This is a genomic window from Candidatus Solirubrobacter pratensis, from assembly GCF_000425945.1.
Classification (GTDB): Bacteria; Actinomycetota; Thermoleophilia; order Solirubrobacterales; family Solirubrobacteraceae; genus Solirubrobacter; species Solirubrobacter pratensis.
In genome coordinates this window covers 216,200-236,991 of the sequence record NZ_AUEK01000010.1, presented here as the reverse complement: position 1 = coordinate 236,991, position 20,792 = coordinate 216,200, and the positions used below count along the sequence as shown (strand labels likewise).

At 71.6% G+C, this 20,792-nt stretch carries 21 protein-coding genes; 12 read left to right on the top strand and 9 right to left on the bottom strand.

The window, feature by feature from the left end:
* Position 1: 1 nt before the first annotated feature.
* From rplW to fusA, 6 genes are all read right to left on the bottom strand, one after another.
* Entirely contained in the window at positions 2 to 301 is a 300-nt protein-coding gene (gene rplW / locus H958_RS0116675; protein ID WP_028059504.1) for a 50S ribosomal protein L23, read from the bottom strand.
* Positions 301 to 921: a 50S ribosomal protein L4 gene (gene rplD, locus H958_RS0116670; RefSeq protein WP_028059503.1), complete on the bottom strand. Its 621-nt coding sequence runs from the start codon at positions 919 to 921 to the stop codon at positions 301 to 303. Before rplD ends, rplW begins: the two co-directional genes overlap by 1 nt.
* Complete coding sequence (rplC, locus tag H958_RS0116665) at positions 914 to 1,531, bottom strand: 50S ribosomal protein L3 (RefSeq protein ID WP_028059502.1); 618 nt, start codon at positions 1,529 to 1,531, stop codon at positions 914 to 916. Before rplC ends, rplD begins: the two co-directional genes overlap by 8 nt.
* A gap of 1 nt (position 1,532) precedes the next feature.
* Positions 1,533 to 1,853 (bottom strand): 30S ribosomal protein S10, encoded by a 321-nt coding sequence (gene rpsJ / locus H958_RS0116660; protein WP_028059501.1) that lies wholly within the window; start codon positions 1,851 to 1,853, stop codon positions 1,533 to 1,535.
* 163 nt (positions 1,854 to 2,016) lie between these two features.
* Positions 2,017 to 3,204: an elongation factor Tu gene (gene tuf, locus H958_RS0116655; RefSeq protein ID WP_028059500.1), complete on the bottom strand. Its 1,188-nt coding sequence runs from the start codon at positions 3,202 to 3,204 to the stop codon at positions 2,017 to 2,019.
* A 61-nt stretch (positions 3,205 to 3,265) separates the two neighbouring features.
* Positions 3,266 to 5,365: an elongation factor G gene (gene fusA / locus H958_RS0116650; protein ID WP_028059499.1), complete on the bottom strand. Its 2,100-nt coding sequence runs from the start codon at positions 5,363 to 5,365 to the stop codon at positions 3,266 to 3,268.
* Between the two features lie 245 nt (positions 5,366 to 5,610).
* Between fusA and pxpA the strand changes: the two genes are divergently transcribed.
* The 4 genes from pxpA to H958_RS0116630 are packed head-to-tail and all read left to right on the top strand — an operon-like array spanning position 5,611 to position 10,571.
* Entirely contained in the window at positions 5,611 to 6,327 is a 717-nt protein-coding gene (pxpA, locus tag H958_RS0116645) for a 5-oxoprolinase subunit PxpA (RefSeq protein WP_028059498.1), read from the top strand.
* The gene (locus tag H958_RS0116640; RefSeq protein WP_028059497.1) at positions 6,324 to 6,569 is read left to right on the top strand and encodes an acetyl-CoA carboxylase; all 246 of its coding nucleotides are present in this window, start codon (positions 6,324 to 6,326) and stop codon (positions 6,567 to 6,569) included. Before pxpA ends, H958_RS0116640 begins: the two co-directional genes overlap by 4 nt.
* A gap of 4 nt (positions 6,570 to 6,573) precedes the next feature.
* Positions 6,574 to 8,604 (top strand): hydantoinase/oxoprolinase family protein, encoded by a 2,031-nt coding sequence (locus tag H958_RS0116635; protein ID WP_028059496.1) that lies wholly within the window; start codon positions 6,574 to 6,576, stop codon positions 8,602 to 8,604.
* On the top strand, positions 8,601 to 10,571 hold the full coding sequence (locus tag H958_RS0116630; protein ID WP_028059495.1) for a hydantoinase B/oxoprolinase family protein: 1,971 nt from the start codon (positions 8,601 to 8,603) through the stop codon (positions 10,569 to 10,571). Before H958_RS0116635 ends, H958_RS0116630 begins: the two co-directional genes overlap by 4 nt.
* Here the strand turns inward: H958_RS0116630 and H958_RS37950 are convergent.
* Entirely contained in the window at positions 10,568 to 11,386 is an 819-nt protein-coding gene (locus H958_RS37950; protein WP_051324383.1) for a FadR/GntR family transcriptional regulator, read from the bottom strand. The genes H958_RS0116630 and H958_RS37950 overlap by 4 nt on opposite strands.
* Before the next feature lie 82 nt (positions 11,387 to 11,468).
* Here H958_RS37950 and H958_RS37945 point away from each other — a divergent pair, with 82 nt between their 5' ends.
* From H958_RS37945 to H958_RS0116600, 5 genes are read left to right on the top strand one after another with little or no spacing between them, the layout of a single operon-like run.
* The gene (locus H958_RS37945; RefSeq protein WP_037410365.1) at positions 11,469 to 13,082 is read left to right on the top strand and encodes a purine-cytosine permease family protein; all 1,614 of its coding nucleotides are present in this window, start codon (positions 11,469 to 11,471) and stop codon (positions 13,080 to 13,082) included.
* Positions 13,079 to 14,344 carry an acetyl-CoA carboxylase biotin carboxylase subunit gene (locus H958_RS0116615; RefSeq protein ID WP_028059494.1) on the top strand — a complete coding sequence of 422 codons (1,266 nt, stop codon included), beginning with the start codon at positions 13,079 to 13,081 and terminating at the stop codon, positions 14,342 to 14,344. The genes H958_RS37945 and H958_RS0116615 overlap by 4 nt, the downstream gene beginning before the upstream one ends.
* Positions 14,341 to 15,174 carry a 5-oxoprolinase subunit B family protein gene (locus H958_RS0116610; protein WP_037410362.1) on the top strand — a complete coding sequence of 278 codons (834 nt, stop codon included), beginning with the start codon at positions 14,341 to 14,343 and terminating at the stop codon, positions 15,172 to 15,174. Before H958_RS0116615 ends, H958_RS0116610 begins: the two co-directional genes overlap by 4 nt.
* On the top strand, positions 15,171 to 16,127 hold the full coding sequence (locus tag H958_RS0116605) for a 5-oxoprolinase subunit C family protein (RefSeq protein WP_028059492.1): 957 nt from the start codon (positions 15,171 to 15,173) through the stop codon (positions 16,125 to 16,127). Before H958_RS0116610 ends, H958_RS0116605 begins: the two co-directional genes overlap by 4 nt.
* Entirely contained in the window at positions 16,124 to 16,456 is a 333-nt protein-coding gene (locus H958_RS0116600) for a hypothetical protein (RefSeq protein WP_028059491.1), read from the top strand. Before H958_RS0116605 ends, H958_RS0116600 begins: the two co-directional genes overlap by 4 nt.
* On the opposite strand, the gene H958_RS37940 is transcribed toward H958_RS0116600, so the two are convergent.
* The gene (locus tag H958_RS37940) at positions 16,437 to 17,780 is read right to left on the bottom strand and encodes a sensor histidine kinase (RefSeq protein ID WP_051324382.1); all 1,344 of its coding nucleotides are present in this window, start codon (positions 17,778 to 17,780) and stop codon (positions 16,437 to 16,439) included. The two genes, H958_RS0116600 and H958_RS37940, sit on opposite strands and share 20 nt — an antisense overlap.
* A complete protein-coding gene (locus tag H958_RS0116590; RefSeq protein WP_028059490.1) occupies positions 17,777 to 18,430 on the bottom strand; it encodes a response regulator transcription factor in 654 nt (217 codons plus the stop codon). The genes H958_RS37940 and H958_RS0116590 overlap by 4 nt, the downstream gene beginning before the upstream one ends.
* 103 nt (positions 18,431 to 18,533) lie before the next feature.
* Here H958_RS0116590 and H958_RS0116585 point away from each other — a divergent pair, with 103 nt between their 5' ends.
* Genes H958_RS0116585 through H958_RS46350 form a run of 3 tightly spaced genes read left to right on the top strand, consistent with a single transcriptional unit; the run spans position 18,534 to position 20,775 of the window.
* A complete protein-coding gene (locus H958_RS0116585; RefSeq protein WP_028059489.1) occupies positions 18,534 to 19,202 on the top strand; it encodes a hypothetical protein in 669 nt (222 codons plus the stop codon).
* Positions 19,203 to 19,258: 56 nt separating this feature from the next.
* Complete coding sequence (locus H958_RS46355; RefSeq protein WP_156028024.1) at positions 19,259 to 20,038, top strand: hypothetical protein; 780 nt, start codon at positions 19,259 to 19,261, stop codon at positions 20,036 to 20,038.
* A complete protein-coding gene (locus H958_RS46350) occupies positions 20,035 to 20,775 on the top strand; it encodes an isocitrate lyase/PEP mutase family protein (protein ID WP_028059487.1) in 741 nt (246 codons plus the stop codon). Before H958_RS46355 ends, H958_RS46350 begins: the two co-directional genes overlap by 4 nt.
* Positions 20,776 to 20,792: the final 17 nt, after the last annotated feature.

Genomic DNA, 20,792 nt, shown 5'->3' with positions numbered 1-20,792 from the left:
CTTAGAGGTCGGCTTCCAAACCCTGGAAGATCGGGATCGTGTCGCCCTCGCGCACCTGGACCACGGCCTTCTTCCAGGCCCGCGTGCGACCCGCAGTGATGCCGCGGCGCTTGGGCTTGGAGGGGACCTTGGAGGTGCGCACCTCGAGCACCTTGACGTCGTCGAACAGCGCCTCGACGGCCTGCTTGATCTGCGTCTTGTGCGCGTCGGGGTGGACGCGGAACGTGTACTTGTTGGCGGTCGCCAGCACGTAGGACTTCTCTGAGACGACCGGGCGGATGATCACCTGCGACGCATCCATCAGGAGGCCTCCTTCTTCGCGCGCGTGGTCAGCGCGTCGAGCGCGCCCTGTGAGAGCACCAGCGTCGCGGCGCCGATGAGGTCGGCCACGCCGACGTCGTCGACGTGCAGGACATTGACCCGCGAGAGGTTGCGGAACGACTTGGCCGCCGCGAACTCGTCGTCGTGCAGCGCGACGAGCACCGACCCGCCGCGGTGGGGGTGCAGCAGCTCGGCGGCCTGCTTGGTCGACGGCGCGTCGAAGGCCGCGGCGTCGATGATGTGCACCGTCGCGCGCTCGGCGTGCACCGAGAGGGCCGCGCGGAGCGCCGCGCGGCGCGCCTTGCGGTTGACCTTGACGACGTACCTGCGCGGGCTGGGGCCGAAGACGGTGCCGCCGCCGGTCCAGATCGGCGAGCGCGTGGTGCCGGCGCGGGCGCGGCCCGTGCCCTTCTGGCGCCACGGCTTCTGCGTGCCGCCGGAGACCATGCCGCGCGTCTTGGTCGCATGCGTGCCGCGCCGGCGGGCGGCCAGCTCGGCCACCACGACCTCGTGCACGAGCGGGCCGTTGAACGGCGTCTCGAAGACGTCGGCGTCCAGGGTCACGGACGCGCCGCCCCCGAGCGTCGGAGCGCTAGGCATCGGTGCGCACCTCCACGGTGCCGCCCTTCGGGCCCGGCACGGAGCCGCGGACGAGCATCAGATTGCGGTCGGGCATGAGCTCGACGATCGTCAGGCCCTTCTGGGTCGCGCGCTTGCCGCCCATGCGGCCGGGCCCGCGGATGCCCTTGAACACGCGCGAAGGCGTGGCGGACGCGCCGATCGAGCCCGGGGCGCGCACGTTGTGCGAGCCGTGCGCCTTCGGGCCTGAGGCGAAGTTGTGCCGCTTGATCGTGCCCTGGAAGCCCTTGCCCTTGCTGGTGCCGGCGACCTTGACCTTCTGGCCGACCTCGAAGGCCTCCACGGTCACGGTGTCGCCGACCTGCAGCTCGCCCGCCTCGTCGCGGAACTCCGCGAGCGTGCGCACGGGCGGCGCGTTGACCTTCTTGAGGTGACCGAGCAGCGGCTTGTTGAGCGCTTTCTCACGCACGGCGCCGAAGCCGAGCTGTACAGCCTCATAGCCGTCCAGCTCCGGGGTGCGGATCGCGGTCACGGGACAGGGGCCGGCCTCGAGCACGGTCACTCGCTCGACGCGACCGTCGTCGAGGAACCGCTGCGTCATACCGAGCTTCTTGGCGAGAATGGCGGGCATATCAACCGAAGGCGAGTCGGATCTCGATGTCCACGCCGGCGGGCAGATGGTCGAGCCGCTGGAGCGAGTCGACGGTCTTGGGCGTGGGCTGATGGATGTCGATCAGGCGCTTGTGCGTCCGGATCTCGAAGTGCTCCTGCGAGTCCTTGTCCTTGAAGGGGGACTTCACGACGGCGTAGACGTTCTTCTCGGTCGGGAGAGGCACCGGGCCTGAGACGGTTGCCCCGGTCCGCGTCGCCGTCTCGACGATCTCCTTGGCCGCAGTCTCGATGGCCGACGAGTCGTACGCCTTGAGACGGATGCGGATCTTGTTCTGGGCTATGGCCACTTTCTGTCCGGTGCTTGAGGTGGAGTTTGACTAAGGCTGTTGACTGGGGGTTCTTCGCGCGCAATGAGGGCGAGCCCCGGGCTTCTGGGGCCCGCCCTCAAGGGTCGTATCGGTCGACTTCGCGCCGCGACGGGGCGTGGGCCCCGCCGCGGAAGAACTACTTGATGATCTCGGTGACCACCCCGGAGCCGACCGTGCGGCCGCCCTCCCGGATGGCGAAACGCAGCCCGGCGTCCATGGCGATGGGCTGGATCAGCTCCACTTCCATCTGGATGTTGTCGCCCGGCATGACCATCTCCGTGCCCTCGGGCAGGTTGGCGACGCCGGTCACATCCGTCGTGCGGAAGTAGAACTGGGGCCGGTACCCGTTGAAGAACGGGGTATGGCGGCCGCCCTCTTCCTTCTTGAGGACGTACACCTCGGCCTTGAACTTGGTGTGCGGCGTGATCGAGTTCGGCTTGCAGAGGACCTGCCCGCGCTCGATCTCCTCGCGCTTGACGCCTCGCAGCAGGCAGCCGACGTTGTCGCCGGCCTGGCCCTGGTCGAGGATCTTGCGGAACATCTCGACGCCGGTGACCACCGTGGAGGAGACCTCCGGGTGGATGCCCACGATCTGGACCGTGTCGCCGGTGTTGACGATGCCCTGCTCGATGCGGCCCGTGGCCACCGTGCCGCGGCCGGTGATCGAGAAGACGTCCTCGACCGGCATCAGGAACGGCTTGTCCAGGTCGCGCTCGGGCTCCGGGATGTACGTGTCGAGCTGCTCGGCGAGCTCGAGGATCTTGTTGACGTACTCCTCGTCGCCGTCCAGCGCCTTCAGCGCCGAGCCGATGACGAACGGGATGTCGTCGCCCGGGAACTCGTACTCGTTGAGGAGGTCGCGGACCTCCACCTCGACGAGCTCCAGCAGCTCCTCGTCGTCGACCATGTCGGCCTTGTTGAGGAAGACGACGATGTACGGCACGCCCACCTGACGGGCGAGCAGGATGTGCTCGCGCGTCTGCGGCATCGGGCCGTCGGCCGCCGAGACCACGAGGATCGCGCCGTCCATCTGCGCCGCGCCCGTGATCATGTTCTTGACGTAGTCGGCGTGACCCGGGCAGTCGACGTGGGCGTAGTGACGGTTCTCCGTCTCGTACTCCACGTGCGAAGTGGCGATGGTGATGCCGCGCGCCTTCTCCTCGGGAGCGTTGTCGATCTCCTCGAAGGAACGGGCCTGTCCGCCGAACTTCTCCGACAGGACCTTGGTGATGGCCGCGGTCAGCGTCGTCTTGCCGTGGTCGATATGACCGATCGTGCCGACGTTGACGTGCGGCTTGTCCCGCGTGAACTTCTCCTTCGCCACTTTCTGCTGCTCCTCTTTCCTTAAGTCTCGTTTAGAGGCGAACCCGTCCAGACTACCGCGTCTAGGCGAGGACGGGCTCCCCGGTGCGACCCTCGACCACCTTCTCGGCGATGTTGGGCGGCACCTCCTCGTACCTGTCGAACTGCATCGTGTAGGTCGCGCGGCCCTGCGTCATCGACCGCACGTCGGTCGCGTAGCCGAACATCTCGCTCAGCGGGACGTGGGCGTTGACCACCTGGGCGTTGCCGCGCGGCTCCATGCCGTTGACCCGCCCGCGGCGCTTGTTGAGGTCGCCGATGACGTCGCCCATGTACTCCTCGGGCGTGACGACCTCGACCGCGAACACCGGCTCCAGCAGAACCGGCTTCGCCCGCCTGGCCGCGTCCTTGAGCGCCAGCGAGCCGGCGATCTTGAACGCGATCTCCGAGGAGTCCGTGTCGTGGAACTTGCCGTCCACGAGCGTGACGCGGACATCCACCATCGGGTAACCGGCGCGCACGCCGGTCTCGAGCGCCTCTTCGACGCCCTTCTCGATCGCCGGGATGAACTCGGTCGGGATGGCGCCGCCCTTGATCTTGTTGACGAAGTCGAACCCTTCGCCCGGCGCCGGCTCGATGTTGATGTACACGATGCCGTACTGGCCCGAGCCGCCGGTCTGGCGGACGTGCCGGCCCTCGACCTTCTCCGCGGTGCCGCGCACCGTCTCGCGATAGGAGACCTGCGGGCGGCCGACGTTGGCGTCGACCTTGAACTCGCGGAACATCCGGTCCACCAGCACCTCGAGGTGCAGCTCGCCCATGCCGGAGATCTCGGTCTGGCCGGTCTCCTCATTGGTGCGGACCTGGAACGTCGGGTCCTCCTCGGCGAGGCGGCCGAGCGCGACCGACATCTTCTCCTGGTCGGACTTCGTCTTGGGCTCGATCGCGACCGAGATGACGGGGTCGTCGAACGTGATCGACTCGAGCTTGATCGGCTTGTCCGGCGCCGCCAGCGTGTCGCCGGTGACGACCTGCTTGATGCCGACCGCGGCCGCGATGTCGCCCGCGTAGACCTCGGACACATCCTCGCGATCATTGGCGTGCATCATCAGGATGCGGCCGATGCGCTCGGTGCGCCCGGAGGACACGTTGAGCACGCGCGAGCCCGCCTCGAGCTTGCCCGAGTAGACGCGGAAGTACGTGAGCTTGCCGACGTAGGGGTCGGCCATGATCTTGAACGCCAGCGCGCTGAACGGCTCGGAGTCGTCCGCGTGGCGCTCGGCCTCGCGGTCGTCGTGGCCCTTGACGGGCTCCAGGCCGGTGACGGCGGGGACGTCGAGCGGCGACGGCAGGAAGTCGATCACGGCGTCCAGCAGCGGCTGCACGCCCTTGTTCTTGAACGAGGAGCCGCACAGGACCGGCGTCATCTGGCTCGAGAGCGTGGCCGCGCGGATCGCCGCGACGAGGCGCTCCCTCGGGATCTCCTGCTCCTCGAGGATCATCTCGACGAGCTCGTCGTCGTAATGGGAGACCTCGTCGAGCAGGTGCTCGCGCGCGGCGATCGCCGCGTCCAGCAGCTCACCCGGGATGTCCTCGATCGAGACGTCCTTGCCCAGCTCGTCGTTGTAGACGATCGCCTTCATGTTAATGAGGTCGATGATGCCCTTGAAGTCGCCCTCGGCCCCGATGGGGAGCTGGATCGGCACGGGATGCGCGCCCAGCCGGTCGATCATCGTCTGGACGCCGCGCTCGAAGTCGGCGCCGATGCGGTCCATCTTGTTGATGTAGGCGATGCGCGGGACGTGGTACTTGTCCGCCTGGCGCCAGACCGTCTCAGACTGCGGCTCTACACCGGCGACGGAGTCGAAGAGCGCGACCGCACCATCGAGTACGCGCAGCGAGCGCTCGACCTCGACGGTGAAGTCCACGTGGCCCGGCGTATCGATGATGTTGATCCGATGACCGGCCCACTCGCACGTGGTCGCAGCAGAGGTGATGGTGATCCCGCGCTCCTGCTCCTGCTCCATCCAGTCCATCGTCGCGGCGCCCTCGTGGACCTCGCCCATCTTGTGGGAGCGGCCCGTGTAGTAGAGGATGCGCTCGGTCGTCGTCGTCTTGCCCGCGTCGATGTGGGCCATGATCCCGATGTTCCGGGTCTTCTCGAGCGTGAACTTGCGCGGCATGGAGGATTCTCTTCTCTGTCTACGGTCTTCCTGCGTAAGGGGTGCCCTTGCAGCGGGCAAAGAAACGGGCCCTGCTGGGCCCGTGTCTCTTCACATGCTGCGAGGCCCTGTTCGCAAATGGGCTATGTCTCGCTTGACTCCATGTGAAGGACCAGGGTCCGCGCAGCGACGGATGCCGCTGTGCGACGGCGTCTGAGAATAGCAGGGGCGTAGCGCCCGCAGCGGCGCATTGCGAACATGGTCGGATGCGGCTCAATTGCGACATGGGCGAGGCGTTCGGGATCTACGACCTGGGGGCCGACGAGGCCCTGATGCCGCACGTCTCGCTGGCCAACGTGGCGTGCGGGTTCCATGCCGGCGACCCCGTCGTGATGCAACGGACCGTGCGGTTGGCGAGCCGCCACGGGGTCGGCGTCGGCGCGCACCCGTCCTACCCGGACCTCCAGGGATTCGGGAGGCGGACGATGGCGATGGACCGTGAGGAGCTCGCGGCGGCGCTCGTCTACCAGGTGGCGGCGCTGAAGGGGTTCCTCGACGCCGAGGGCATGGCGCTCTCGCACATCAAGCCGCACGGCGCGCTGTACGGCGCCGCGGCGCGCGACGCGGACGTCGCGGGCGCGATCGCGGACGCCGCCGCCGTCTTCGGCGTGCCCGTGATGGGCATGGCCGCAACCGAGCACGAACGGGTGTACTCGGGGCGCGGGCTCGAGTTCTGGGCCGAGTACTACGCCGACCTGGACTACGACGACGACGGCGGGCTGCTGATCACGCGCAAGCACGTGGCGTACGACCCGGCCGAGGCCGCCGCGCGCGTGGAACGCGTCCTGCGCGAAGGCGTGGCAGTATCGGCCGGCGGCAAGGAGATCCCGATGCGGGCCGACACCGTGTGCGTGCACTCCGACACGCCGGGGGCGGCCGAGCTCGCGCGGGCGGTGGCGGCGAAAGTGAAGGAGCTCACGTGAGGCATGAGGTGCTGACCCCGGTGCCGGGCACGTTCTACCGGCGCCCCGATCCCGACAGCGACCCGTTCGTCGAGCCCGGCGGCGAGGTCGCGAGTGGCGACACGGTCGGGCTCGTCGAGATCATGAAGAACTTCCAGAACGTGGAGGCGGAGGTCGCCGGCACGCTGGTCGAGTTCCTCGTCGACAACGAGGACGCGGTGCAGGCCGGTCAGGCCGTCGCCATCGTCGAAGACGGCGCGTGACGCGGTGGCCCGCCTGAGAGTCGCCGTCGACGTCGGGGGGACGTTCACCGACGTCCTCGTGCTCGACGAGGACACCGCCGCGGTGACGGTCGCCAAGGTCGCCTCGACGCCGGAGGATCCGATGCGCGCGATCCTCGACGGCATCGCCGCCGCGCGCGTGGACCTGGCCGAGACCACGCTGCTGTCGCACGGGACCACCGTCGCGACCAACGCGCTGATCACCCGCCGGCTGCCGCCGGCGGCGATGGTCACGACCAAGGGCTTCCGCGACGTGATCGAGATCCGCCGCGGCACGCGCGACGACCTCTGGGACGCCTACAAGGACGTCGCGCCGCCGTACATCCGCCGGCGCGACCGGCTCGAGGTGAGCGAGCGGGTCGACTTCGAGGGCCGCGTGCTCGAGCCGCTCGACGAAGGCGAGGCGCTCGCGGTCGCGGCGAAGCTGGCCCGCAAGGGCGTCGAGACGGTCGCCGTGTGCTTCATCAACGCGTACGCCAACCCGGAGAACGAGCGGCGGATGGCGGAGATTCTCGCGCGCGAGCTGCCGGGCGTGCACGTGACGACGTCCTCGGACGTGCTGCCGGAGATCTTCGAGTTCGAGCGCTTCTCGACCACCGTGGCCAACGCCGTGCTGACGCCGCTCGTGTCGGGCTACGTGCGCAGGCTGGAGGATGCGCTGGCCGGCGGCGGCTACCGCGGCGACCTGCTGCTGCTGCACTCCGGCGGCGGCGTGATGACCCCGGCGCTGGTCGACCGCTACGCGGTGCGGCTGGCGGCCTCCGGGATCGCGGCCGGCGCGATCGCGGCCCGCCACGTGGCGATGCTGTGCGGGCACCGCAACGCGATCGGGCTCGACATGGGCGGCACGAGCACCGACATCTCGCTCGTCTACGACGGCGAGATGCGCGTGACCGGCGAGTGGTCGGTCGAGTACGGCTATCCGATCTCGTTCCCGTCGATCGAGATCCTCACGATCGGCGCCGGCGGCGGCTCGCTGTCGTGGATCGACCCGGCGGGAGCGCTCCGCAACGGCCCGCAGTCGGCGGGCGCCGACCCCGGCCCCGCCTGTTACGGGCGCGGCGGCACCGAGCCGACCAACACGGACGCCAACCTGGTGCTCGGACGGCTCGGCGCGCAGTTGCTCGGCGGCGGGATGACGCTCGATGCGGGGGCCGCGCGCGCGGCGGTCGAGGGCGGCGTGGCCCGGCCGCTCGGCATGGACGTCGCCGCCGCCGCGCAGGCGGCGCTGCGCGTCGCCAACGCGAACATGGCCGACGCCGTGCGGCTGATCTCGATCCGGCGCGGCTATGACCCGCGCGAGTTCGCGCTCGTCGTCTTCGGCGGCGCCGGCCCGCTGCACGGGGCGGCGCTGGCCGCCGAGCTCGGAATCCCGAACGTGATCGTGCCGCCCAACCCGGGCATCACGAGCGCGCTCGGGTGCCTGCTCGTCGACGTGCGCCACGACCTCTCGACGATGTACCTGCGCCGCGCCGACGAGGCCGACACCGACGAGGTCGAGGCCGCGTTCGCGGAGCTCGAGACCGAGGCGCGCGAGCGGCTGGCGGCGGAGGGCGTCGAGGAGCGCGACATGACGCTGCAGCGGCTGATCTCGATGCGCTACCTGGGGCAGTGGCGCTCGCTGACGGTCGCCGTCGACGGCCCGATCGCGTCGCTCGACGCGGCGCTCGCGCGCTTCCACGAAGAGCACGAGCGCGAGTACACCTACCGCCGCGACGATGCGCCGGTCGAGCTCTATCAGCTGCAGGTGCAGGCGATCGGCGTCACGCCGAAGCCGGAGCTGCCCCGCTCGGAGCCGCGCGACCACGTGCCCGAGCCGCACGCGCGCCGCCCGGTCACCTTCGACGCCGGCGACGCCGTCGACACGGCGCTGTTCCGGCGCGAGGACCTGCGGGCCGGCGCGCGCATCACTGGGCCCGCGGTGATCGAGCAGCTCGACTCGACCGTGCTCGTGCCGCCCGACGTCCAGGCGCGGGTGGACGAGTGGCTCATGATCCGGATGGAGATCCCCGTATGACCATCGAGCGAGCTGCACATCGGCTGGACCCCGTCACCTTCGAGGTGCTCAAGAACTCGTTCGCCACCACGGTCGACCTGATGGCGGAGCAGATCCTGCGCACCTGCCACTCGTTCGTGATCTACGCGCGCGACTTCTCGTCGGCCCTCTGCGATCGCGAGGGGAACACGATCATGCAGGGCTCGCAGGACATCGCGGTACACGTCGGGACGCTGCACTTCACGGCCAAGGCGGTGATCGAGGCGTTCCGCGACGACGTCCACGAGGGCGACGTCTTCGCCGTCAACGACCCGTACCTCGGCGGCACCCACTTCAACGACGTGCGGATCCTGCGCCCGATCTTCGCCGGCGGCGAGCTGATCGCCTGGGCGCAGTCCAACGGCCACTGGGCCGACGTGGGCGGCAGCGTCCCGGGCTCGTTCGACATCACCGCCAAGGACCACTTCGGCGAGGGCCTGCGGATCCCGCCGGTGCGGATCTGGGACCGCGGCCGCTACCTGGCCGACGTGGCGCGCCTGATCCTCTCCAACGGCCGAGCGCCGGCCGACACCGAGGGCGACCTCCACGCCCAGGCAGAGGCCACGCGCGTGTGCGAGCGCGAGATCCTGCGGCTCGTCGGCAAGTACGGCCGCGAGACGGTCCTCGAGGCCTTCGAGGCGGTCCAGGACTACGTCGAGACGCTCACGCGGCGGCGCATCGCCGAGCTGCCCGACGGCGAGTGGGAGACCGAGGACCACATCGACTACGACCCCAACGAGGGCGAGGGCCTGGTCCCGATCAAGGTCAAGCTGACGATCGCCGGCGACCGCCTGCACTACGACCTCAGCGGCTCGCACCCCGCCGTCGGCACGTTCCTCAACGCCGGCTTCGGCTCGGCGATCTCGGGCGTGATGGCCGGGACCAAGACGTTCTTCCCGGAGATCCCGCTCAACTCGGGCTTCTATCGCGCGGTGCAGGTGGATCTCGGGCCCGCCGGCAGCGTCGTCAACGCGCCCTGGCCGATCGCGGTGACGGGCTTCTGCTCCGGGCCCTACGAGAAGATCATGAACGCGATCTTCGAGCTGTGGTCGCGCGTGATGCCCGAGCGCGCGATGGCGTGCTCGTTCAACCTCGAGTACCTGCTCGTCGGCGGCCGTGACGCCCGCGCCGAGAGCGAGCCGTTCTTCATGTGGTACGACTGGATGGTCGGCGGCTGGGGTGCCCGCAACGGCAAGGACGGCTCCAACTGCACGGCGCCGGTGTTCGGCGTCGGGCTGGCGGTCCAGCCGCTCGAGGGCCAGGAGCGCCTCTCCCCCGTCGTGACGACGGGCCACGAGATCGTCACCGACTCCGGCGGCCCGGGCCGGTACCGCGGCGGCTGCGGCGTCGAGAAGGGCGGCCGGCTGACGAAGGCGACCGGGACGGTCATGAGCTACTGCTGCGATCGCGCGCGCTCGATCACCTGGGGCCTCGACGGCGGCCTGCCGTCCAACCCGCACGGCGTCTGGCTCAACCGAGGCTCCGAGGACGAGCGCTTCCTCGGCGCGGTGTTCTCCAACGTGCCGGTCGGCGAAGGCGACGTCTTCACGCGGCCCTCGGCGGGCGGCGGCGGGCTCGGCGACCCGCTCGCGCGCGACCCGGCGGCCGTGCGCGAGGACGTGGCGGACGGCTACGTGAGCCTCGAGCGGGCGCGGACCGACTACGGGGTCGTGCTGCGCGTCGTCGACGCCGAGACCGACGCCTACGAGGTCGACCAGGACGCGACGGCGGCCGAGCGCGCGCGCATCGCGGCGGCACGCGTGGGCTGGCTCGAGGAGGACGCGGAGGCGGTCGCCGCGCGCTATCGCGCCGGCGAGCTCGGCGTGCTCGACCTGATCCGCCGTTACGGCGTCATCGTCGACTGGGGCGACGGGACGCTGTTCCCGGAGACCACGCGCAAGTTCCGCGAGATGCTGCGGCGCCGCTCCGCGGCGCACTGGGGGAGCTAGCGGTCGCGGTCGAGGACGCGGGCGCGGATGCGCTCGAACTGCGGGTGCGCCTCGTGCGTGAGCGCGGCCACCCGGAGGTCCTCTGGCCGCTGGTCCGCGAGCGCCCGCTCGCGCGCCTGGTCGAGGTAGGCGATGTGCGCGTCGAACGCCTGCACCGCGGCCTGCTCGTCGCCGCTCGCGATCGCCTCGTAGATGGCGCGATGCTGGCGCGCGATCGACGCGATATCCAGCAGCGGCACGAGCATCGTGTTCGTGTAGGGCCGGACGATGTGGATCGCGGTCATCGCGAGCTCGAGGATCGCGTTGCGCGCGGCGCGGCAGACGGCGACGTGGAAGTCGATGTCGAGCGCCAGCATGTCGTCCATCGCGATGCCGGGCGCCTCCATCGCCTCGACGGCGACGCGGATCTGCTCGAGGTCGGCGAGCTGGCAGCTGCGCGCCGCGATCACGACGCAGCCGCGCTCGATCCAGGCGCGCGCGGCGTTGAGCTCCGCCACCGACGTCGCGCCGGCGTTGAACCACAGGGAGATCGAGTCGCCCATCGTCGCCGCGACGTTCTCGGGCTCGGGCAGCCGTACGAACGTGCCGCCGGAGGCGCCGCGCGTGGACTCCACCAGGTGCTGGGCCGCCAGCAGCTTCATCGTCTCGCGGATCGTGCCGCGGCTGACGGAGTACTCGGCAGCCAGCTCGAGCTCGCGCGGCAGCCGCTCGCCGGGCGCCAGCTCTCCGCGCATGATTCCGAGGCGGATCTGCTCGGCGATCTGCTGCGCCGCGCCCATCGTCGTGATCGGGTGGGGGACGAACCGGGACGGCACGGGCGGATGCTAGCGCCTTGCAAAGGCTTGACATTCGAAATGCCGATCCGTACAAAGGCTGACGCCCCTGAGGAGGAGAGACATGGCGACGACCAGTCAGGCGAGCGCGGAGATCCCCGCGCTGCGCGTCACGCATCACGACGATCCACGCGTGCTCGCGGAGGCGGCCACCGAGGACTACTCGCTGCACGTCGTACCGCAGACGTGGCGGATGGACCGAGGCAAGCTGACGATGGCGTGGTACGCCGTCATGACGGCGTTCTTCTACATGTACTTCGCGGCATTCATCGCGCTCGCGTACGGCACGGTCAACGCGCTGATCGGCATCGTGCTGACGGTCATCGCCTACGCGCTGATCAACACCGTGATCACCCGCGTGGCGGCCACCAGCGGCCTGACCGTGGCGCTGTTCTCACGCAGCATGTTCGGCTTCGTCGGCGCGGCGATCGCGACGCTGATCTTCGCCGCCACGGCGATCTACTACCTCGTGTTCGAGGGCTCGGTCGTGTCCGTCGCGGCCCAGACGTTCTTCGGCGGCCCGATCAAGCTCTGGTACGCGATCGTGATCGCGTCGACGGCGCCGCTCGTGTGGCGCGGCGTGCGTACGTGGCTGGACCGGCTCAACGGCGCGCTGCTGCCGTTCTACGCGATCGCGCTGGCGGCGGTGGTGATCTGGGCGCTCGCCGACAAGGGCTACCACGGCTTCCTGCCCGACGCCAAGGCCGCGCCGGGCACGACGCTGCCGTGGCTGCAGGCGTTCACCGCCTACATGGGCGTCTGGATCCTGATGATGTTCACGATGGACTTCGCGCGCCTGGGACGCCGCGAGGACGAGCGCTACCACGTCGCGATCACGTTCGGATGGCTGTACTACGTGCTCACGTTCCTCGTCAACGGGCTCGTCGGCATCCTGCTCGTCTCGACCTTCGGCATCACGTTGGAGCAGCTCGCCGGCCAGGAGAGCGCGCTCCCCGTGCAGATTGTGAACCTGACCGGCATCCTCGGCCTGCTGCTGATCTACATCACGCAGACCCGCATCAACACGGTCAACCTGTACCTGGCGTCGACGAACCTGCAGAGCTTCTTCTCGCGCCTGTTCCGCCTCAACCTGCCGCGCACGGCGTGGGTCGTGGTGGCGTGCGCGATCGGCTACCTGCTGATGCTCACCAACGTCTTCTCCTACGTCGTCGACGCGCTCAACTACCAGGGCATCGCGATCGTCGCGTGGGTCGGCGTGGCGCTGGCGCACGTGGCGTACCTGCGCGCGCACAAGCGCTCGCTGGACCGTCTCGAGTTCCGGCCGGGACGCATCCCGGCGTTCAACCCGGGCGGGATCGCCGCCTGGTTCGCCGCGACGGCCGTGGGCGTGATCCTGAAGGTCTCCGACAGCGCGACGAGCCAGTTCTGGGACACTTGGGGCCTGCTGCTGACGTTCGCCATCGCGTTCGGCGTCTATTCGCTCTCGCTGCGGGCGGCCCGGCCTGAGTGGTTCGCCATGGCGCGGCCGTACGACCCCGCCCTCGAGGTCGACGACGCGTGGGAGGCGCGCGTGGAGTGCCACCACTGCCGCAAGTCCTACGTGGCGCGCGAGATGGATCGCGATCCCAGCGCGGGCCATGAGGCGATCTGCGCGGCGTGCGCGACCGGCACCGCGTTCTACGCGGCGGCGATCCGGGAGGCCCGCGCCGGGGCATGAGGGTCCTCGTCGCGAACCGCGGCGAGATCGCGGTTCGGATCATCCGGGCGTGCCGGGACCTCGGATTCGAGTCCGTGGCCGTGTACACGGACGCGGACGCGGATGCCCCCTGGGTCGCGATGGCCGATCGCGCCGTCGCGCTGGGCAAGCCGAAGGCCTACCTCGACGGCGAAGCGCTGCTGGACGCCGCGGGCGACGTCGACGCCGTCCACCCCGGGTACGGGTTCCTCGCCGAGAACGCCGCGTTCGCGCGCGCCGTCGAGGCGCGCGGGCTCCGCTTCCTCGGCCCGCGCCCCGAGCAGATCGAGCTGATGGGCGACAAGGCGGCGGCGCGCGCCGCCGCCGAGCGCGCCGGCGTGCCCGTGCTGCCGGGGTCCTCCGGCGCGGTCGCCGATGTGGAGGCGGCCGTGACGGCCGCCGAGTACCCGGCGGCGATCAAGGCCGCGGCGGGCGGCGGCGGCCGCGGGATCCGGATCGCCCGCGACGAGCCGTCGCTGCGCAAGGAGTTCGGCGCCGCGGCGCGCGAGGCGCACGGCGCCTTCGGCGACGGCCGGCTGTACGTGGAGCGGTTCGTCGAGCGGGCGCGGCACATCGAGGTCCAGGTGTTCGGCGACGTCCACCTCGGCGAGCGCGAGTGCTCGCTGCAGCGGCGGCGCCAGAAGGTCGTCGAGGAGTCGCCGGCGGCGACCTACGACGCGACCGCACTGTGCGAGGCCGCCGCGTCGCTCGCGCGCGAGATCGGGTACAGAGGCGCCGGGACGATCGAGTTCCTCGTCGACGACGAGTCCGGCGAGTACTTCTTCATCGAGATGAACACGCGCATCCAGGTCGAGCACCCCGTGACCGAGCTGGTCACCGGCGTCGACCTGATCGCGGCGCAGCTGACGGGCGAGCTGCCGCCGTTCGAGCGCCGCGGGCACGCGCTCGAGCTGCGGCTGACGGCCGAGGATCCCGCGCGCGGGTTCATGCCGTCGCCGGGCACGGTGTCGGCCGTGAGGTGGCCGGCCGGACCGTGGGTGCGCGTCGACACCTGGCTCGAGCCCGGCGTCGAGGTCCCGCCGTTCTACGACGCGCTGCTCGCGAAGCTGATCGTCTGGGGTCCCGACCGGCCGGCGTGCCTGGCGCGGGCCCGCCGCGCCTTGCGCGAGCTGTCGGTCGACGGCGTCGCGACGACCGCGCCGATGCTGGCCGAGCTGCTCGGCGAGGAGTGGTTCGCCCGCGGCGACTTCCACACCACGACCTTGGAGGCGTGGCTTACATGAGCCGGTACAGCTGGGGCGCCGACGAGCACCTGTTCGTCGAGCTCGCCGAGGAGATGAGCCTGCGCGCGAACTTCCGCGCGATGGCGATCGCGACCGTGCTGCGCGAGCGGCGGCCCGACGGGCTGCTCGACATCTGCCCCGCCAACGCGTCCTATCAGGTGCGCTTCGACCCCGACCGGCTCGCGCCGCGGGACATGGAGGCGCTGCTGCGCGAGGTCGACGAGGAGGTGGGCGAAGCGCACGGCTTCACGCTGGACACCCGGATCGTCGAGGTGCCGGTGCTCTACGACGACCCGTGGACGAACGAGACGCAGGGCCGCTTCCGCGACCGTCATCAGGATCCGGAGGCGACCGACCTCGAGTACGCGGCCCGGATCAACGGGTTCGCCGGCAAGGACGAGTTCATCGCGGCGCACGCGGGCGCGCCGTGGTTCGCCTCGATGGTCGGCTTCGTCGCGGGGCTGCCGTTCCTGTACCAGATGGTCCCGCGCGAGCGGCAGCTGGAGGTGCCCAAGTACGTGCGCCCGCGCACCGACACGCCGGCGCTGACGATCGGCCACGGCGGCTGCTTCGGGTGCATCTACTCGGTGCGCGGCGCGGGCGGCTACCAGATGTTCGGGATCACGCCGCTGTCGATCTACGACCCGTCGCACGGCGAGGTGTACTTCGGCGCCGGGGACATCGTGAAGTTCACGCCGATCGACCGCGAGCGCTATGACGCCCTGCGCGAGGACGGTTCGCTGCGGTCGGCGCCGGTGAGCTTCGACCTCGACGAGTTCGAGGCCGATCCGGACGCCTACAACCGCCGCCTGCTGGAGGTGCTCGGATGATCGAGGTCGTCAAGCCGGGGCTTTCGACGACGGTGCAGGACGCGGGCCGCGAAGGCCACTACCACGTCGGCATCCCGCCGTCGGGCGCGCTCGACCAGTTCTCGCTCGCCGCCGCGAACCTGCTCGTCGGCAACCCCGAGGGCGCGTCTGCGCTGGAATGCGCCTACATGGGACCCGAGCTGCGGTTCGGGGACGCCGCCGTGGTCGCGGTGGCCGGCGCGGAGCTCGCGCCGCGCGTGGACGGCGCCGAGATGCCGCTGTGGGAGGCGTTCGAGGTCCCCGCCGGCGCGCTGCTCTCGTTCGCGCACCTGCGCGGCGGCGCGCGGGCGTATCTGGCGGTCGCCGGTGGGATCGACGTGCCGGAGGTGCTCGGCTCCCGCTCGACCTACACGCTGGGCTCGCTCGGCGGGCTCGAGGGGCGGGCGCTCGCCGCGGGCGACACGCTCGCGGTCGGCGGCGAGACCGGGCGGGCGGCGGGCGCCGCCGTGCCGCAGGCGCTGCGGCCGGCGTTCGGCACCGAGCTCGAGATCCGCGTCGTCATGGGCCTCTACGACCACCTGCTCGCGGACGGGACGTTCACCGAGGCCACGTGGGTCCTCACGCCGGTCGCCGACCGCGTCGGCTTCCGCTACAAGGGGCCGAAGCTCGAGCTGCGCGAGCGCGAGCAGCCGTTCGGCGCCGGCAGCGACCCGTCGAACATCGTCGACGCGCCGTACCCGATCGGGTCGATCCAGATCCCGGGCGGCGTGGAGCCGATCGTGCTTCACCGCGACGCGGTGTCCGGCGGCGGGTACGCCATGATCGCGACGGTGATCAGCGCCGACATGGACACCGTCGCGCAGTCGGCGCCGGGCGCGAAGACGCGCTTCGTGCCGGTCACCCTGGAGGAGGCGCTGGACGCCCGGGCGCAGCGGCGGGGGAGGCTGGAGCGGTTGCGCGAGGCGCTCGCGTGATCCAGCAGCACGCGCCGCACAACGCGATGGAGGACCCCGGCGAGATCGCGCGCTTCCACGACCGCTGCAGCGACCTGATGCGGGAGCTGCTGAACGGGCTGTCGGAGGCGCCCGACCAGCTGCGCACCTTCCCCCAGATCGAGGATTCGATCGGCTGGCCGCGGCGGCGGATCGCCTCGGTGCTCGGCGGCGCCGCGCACCTGCGCATGACCGAGTTCGGCGGCCGCCGCCCGTACCGCTTCCTCGACGAGCGGCGGTCGGCGTCCGGCCGCTGGGAGATGTGGATGGACGCCGGCCAGGCGCGGGCGGTCAGGGCAGCGTCACGGTGACGCAGGCGCCGCCGGCCGCGGCGTTGGCGGCGCCGACCTCCCCGCCGTGAGCACGGACGAGCCGCCGGGCGATCGCCAGCCCCAGGCCGGCACCGCCTCCCCCGCGCGCGCGGTCGCCGCGGAAGAGCGGCTCGAAGACGTACGGGAGGTCCGCGTCGGCGAAGCCCGGGCCGTCGTCGGCGACGTCGACGCGCCCCGGCGACACGGTCACGTCCACGCGCGAGCGGGCGTGACGGACCGCGTTGTCCAGCAGGTTGGTCAGCACCCGCTGGAGTGCGACGGGATCGCCGTGGATCCGCCCGTCCCCGCTGACCTCGACGCGGATCGCGCCGGGCTCGACGGTCTCGACCGCCCGCCGGGCGATCGCGCCGAGGTCGACCGGCTCGGGCGCGTGCTCGGCGTACTCCGCGCGCGCGAAGGCGAACAGCTCGCCGACGAGCCGGTCCAGGTGATCGGCCTTGCGCTGCGCGCGGCCGAGCGCGTCGCCGTCGCCGATGCCGCGCTCGATCGCCTCCAGCGAGCCGCGCAGCGTGAACAGCGGCGTGCGCAGGTCGTGGGCGATCGCGCTGATCAGGAAGCGCCGCTCGCGCTCGGCCGCCGCCGAGGCGCCGAGCGCCGAGCCGAGCGCTCCCGCCATGCCGTGCAGCGCCTCGCCGACCTGCGCCACCTCGCGCGCCGGCGAGCGCACGCCGGTGCCGTCCGGCAGCTCTCCCCCCGCGATCCGGTCCGCGTCGCCGGCGAGCCGCGCGAGCGGACGCAGGACCCAGCGGCTCAGGAGCGCGACCGCGAGCGCGATCGCCGCCGCGAGCCCGAGCGCGGCGGCGCCGATCGTGATCGCCCAGCGCGGCGCGGCGCTCTGCTTGGGCAGGAACAGCTGCCCCGCGATGCCCGGGACGCTCACCTCCGTGGCCGTGTAGTCGCTGTTCAGCCGCGCCTTGCCTTCCGCGGTCATGAGCATGGGGTCGGCGCCCGGCGTCGCGAGGTCACCTCTTATCGCATCCACCTTCAGCTGGTCGCGTGCCATGGCGGCTTTCTTGTCGGCCATCGCCTTCGCCTTGTCGACCGGGAACGCGGTCTCGCTGCCGGTGGGCTTCAGCTGTGCCTCGACGCCGAGCCCGCTGAGCCGGCGCAGCAGCGCGCGGGCATCCGGCTCGGTGGCGAGCGAGCCCGCGGCGATCACCGACACGGCCTCGTCGCGCCGCGCGTGCTCGCGCCCGGCCTGCCAGTTGCCCGCGGCCAGCCACGCGCCGGCGCTCGCGGCGGCCGGCACGGCGAGGGCGAGGGCGAGGCCGAGCGCGAGCCAGGTGCGCAGCGAGAGCGTCATGGCGCGGGCGGGTCGAAGCGGTAGCCGACGCCCCACACCGTCGCGAACAGCGCGGGGTCGAGCTTCTCGCGCAGGCGGCGGACGTAGACCGCGACCGCGCTGCGATCGCCCCAGTCGCCCCACACGCGCTCGAAGATCTGCTCGCGCGTGAGCACTTGGCGCGGGTGGTCGGCGAACAGCGCCAGCAGCTCGAACTCGCGCGCCGTCAGCGCGACGGGCTCGCCGTCGGCGGTCACCTCGTGGGCTGCGCGGTCGAGCGTGAAGCGGCCGTAGACGCGGCGGCCGCGCGGCTCGCTGCGCCGCAGCACCGCCTTCACGCGGGCGACGACCTCGGCGGGCGTGGCGGACTTGACGATGTAGTCGTCGGCCCCGAGCGCGAGCCCGCGCAGCTTGTCCTCGTCCTCGCCGCGCGCGCTGAGGAACAGCAGCGGCACGTCGGAATGCTCGCGGATGCGACGGCACACGTCGAATCCGGAGCCTCCGGGGAGCATCACGTCCAGTACCACGCACGCGATCTCGTGCGTCCCGAGCGCGTCGAGCGCGCCGGCGGGATCAGCCGCCGACGTGATGCCGAAGCCTTCGTCGGCCAGGAAGTCGGTGAGCAGCCCGACGATCTCAGGGTCGTCCTCGACCAGCAGCACGGTGGACACGCCGCCTAAGTCTCTCGCGAGACGGGGCCGACGCGACGCGTTTTCCACGTTTGTTCATCAGCGGTTCCCAGCCGCGTCAGAGCGGCGCGGTCCACTGGCATCCATGAACCGCTTTCTTGCCGTCATCGCCGCGACCGCCGCCGCTGCGGCGGTCGCCGCTGCCATGACCATCCCGGCCGGCGCCGACCAGACCGGCGAATCGAGTGCCGACGCGGCGTTCGTCGACTGCCTGCGCACCCACGGCGCCGACATCCCCGCCGACACCCGCGGCGTGGCGATCAAGCAGTGGCTGATCGCGCACGAGCAGGACAACGCCGTCAACGCCGCGCTCGACGCGTGCAACGCCAAGACCGACCAGGCCGCCCCCGAGGAGCTCGTGTCCTGCCTGCGCTCGCACGGCCTCGACGTCCCGACCGAGAACGGCGCGCTCAAGCAGTGGATGTCGCAGCACCGCGACGACGCGAACGCCCAGGACGCGTTCAAGGCGTGCAACTTCAACCCGAACCCGCGGGACACGGGGCCTGCGCCCGAGGATCTCGCGAAGTGCCTGCGCTCCAACGGGGCCGACGTCCCCGCGAACCTCGACGCGTTCGGGCTCAAGCAGTGGATCGGCGCGCACCTCGGCTCCGACGCGGTCAAGACGTGCGCCGGCGCCCCGGACAAGCCGGGCTGCGGCGACGGGGGCGCCTCCGCCGGCAAGCCCGAGACACGTCCGGCGCCCGAGGCGACGAAGACCCCGGACCGGACCCCGACGGTGACCGTCGAGCAGTAGCCGCCCGCGACTTCGTTTCGGCCGGGAGCGAAGCGTCGTGGCCCTACCGTTGGGCCGTGACGATGCTCTGTGACCCCGCCTACGTGGTCCCGCCGCCCCCGCCGGCGGGACCCGTGGGCACGCTGACGTGGCTTCGCGCCACGGTGTCGCGGTTCTCGGCGGGCGCTGACCACGCCCGCCGCCGCGCACTGATCCTCGAGCGGCTGGCGGCGATCGAGCCGGCGTGGCTGTCGGAGCGCGCGCGGGAGACGGGCGACCACGTCGTCGCGCTCGCCGAGGCGCTCGGCGCGAGCGATGCCGCCGCGGCCGCCGCGGCTGTCGCCGAGATCGCCCCGCACTACAACCCGGCGCCCGGCGGCGACCGGCCGGGGAAGCCGGCCGAGCCTCCCGCGGCCGGGGTGCTCGCCGACCCGCAGGGGACGGCCGCCGACGCGCAGGGGACGTCCGCCGACCCGCAGGGGATGGCCGCCGACGCGCATGGGATGGCCGCCGACGCGCATGGGACGGCCGCCGACGCGACGGCCGCCGGCCCGCCCGCGGCCGGGGCGCCCGACGCGGCCGTCGCCGCGCTGCTCACGCTTCTCCCCCCGGCCGAGCCCGAGCGCGTGGCGCAGGACATCGCGATCCTCGTTCAGGCGTGTGCCGCGACGGCGGCGCTGATCGCCAACGGCGGTGCGCTCGACCCGCCGCCGGTCCCCGCGACGCGGCGGATCGCTCCTGACGGCAGCGTCGTGACCGTCGACCTCGCGCCGCACCCCTTCGGCGCCGGCCCGCGCGCCTGTCCAGGCGCCGAGCATGCGCTGGCGCTGGCGCAGGGGGTACTGGAGTCTCGATGACGTTCAAGGACCTCCACCGCCCGGGCGACCCGCTGCTGCTCCCGAACGCCTGGGACCATGCCTCCGCGGCCGCGCTCGCCGACGCCGGCTTTCCCGCGATCGGGACGACGAGCCTCGGCGTGGCCGCCGCGGCCGGGAAGCCGGACGGCGAGGGCGAGACGCTGGGCGAGACGATCGAGCTCGTCCGCCTCATCGCCCACGTCGACGCCTACATCACCGTCGACCTGGAGGACGGCTACAGCGACGATGCCGCCGCCGTGGCGGAGCTGGCCGCGCGGCTGCACGAGCTCGGCGCCGCCGGCATCAACCTCGAGGACCAGGCCCGCGACGCGAGCCTGCACGCGCGCAAGGTCGCGGCGGTCAAGGCGCGCGTCGCGGACCTCTTCGTCAACGCGCGCACCGACACGCACTGGCTCGGGCGCGAGCAGGACACCACGCTCGAGCGCCTCCAGACCTACGTCGCCGCGGGCGCCGACGGCGTCTTCGCGCCCGGCCTGGCGGACGAGCGCCGGATCGCGGAGCTCGCGCAGGCCGCCGGCGCGCCGCTGAACGTCCTCTTCGCCCACACCCTCCCCCGCCTGGCCGAGCTCGGCGTCGCCCGCGTCTCGACCGGCAGCGCCCTCTTCCGCCACGCGCTCGGCGCCGCGGTCGACGCCGCCGCGCGGATCCGCGACGGCGGCACCTTCCCACCAGGAGGCCCGAGCTACGACGAGATTCAGCGATTCAGTGCTCGTTGAATCCAACCAGGCTGTTC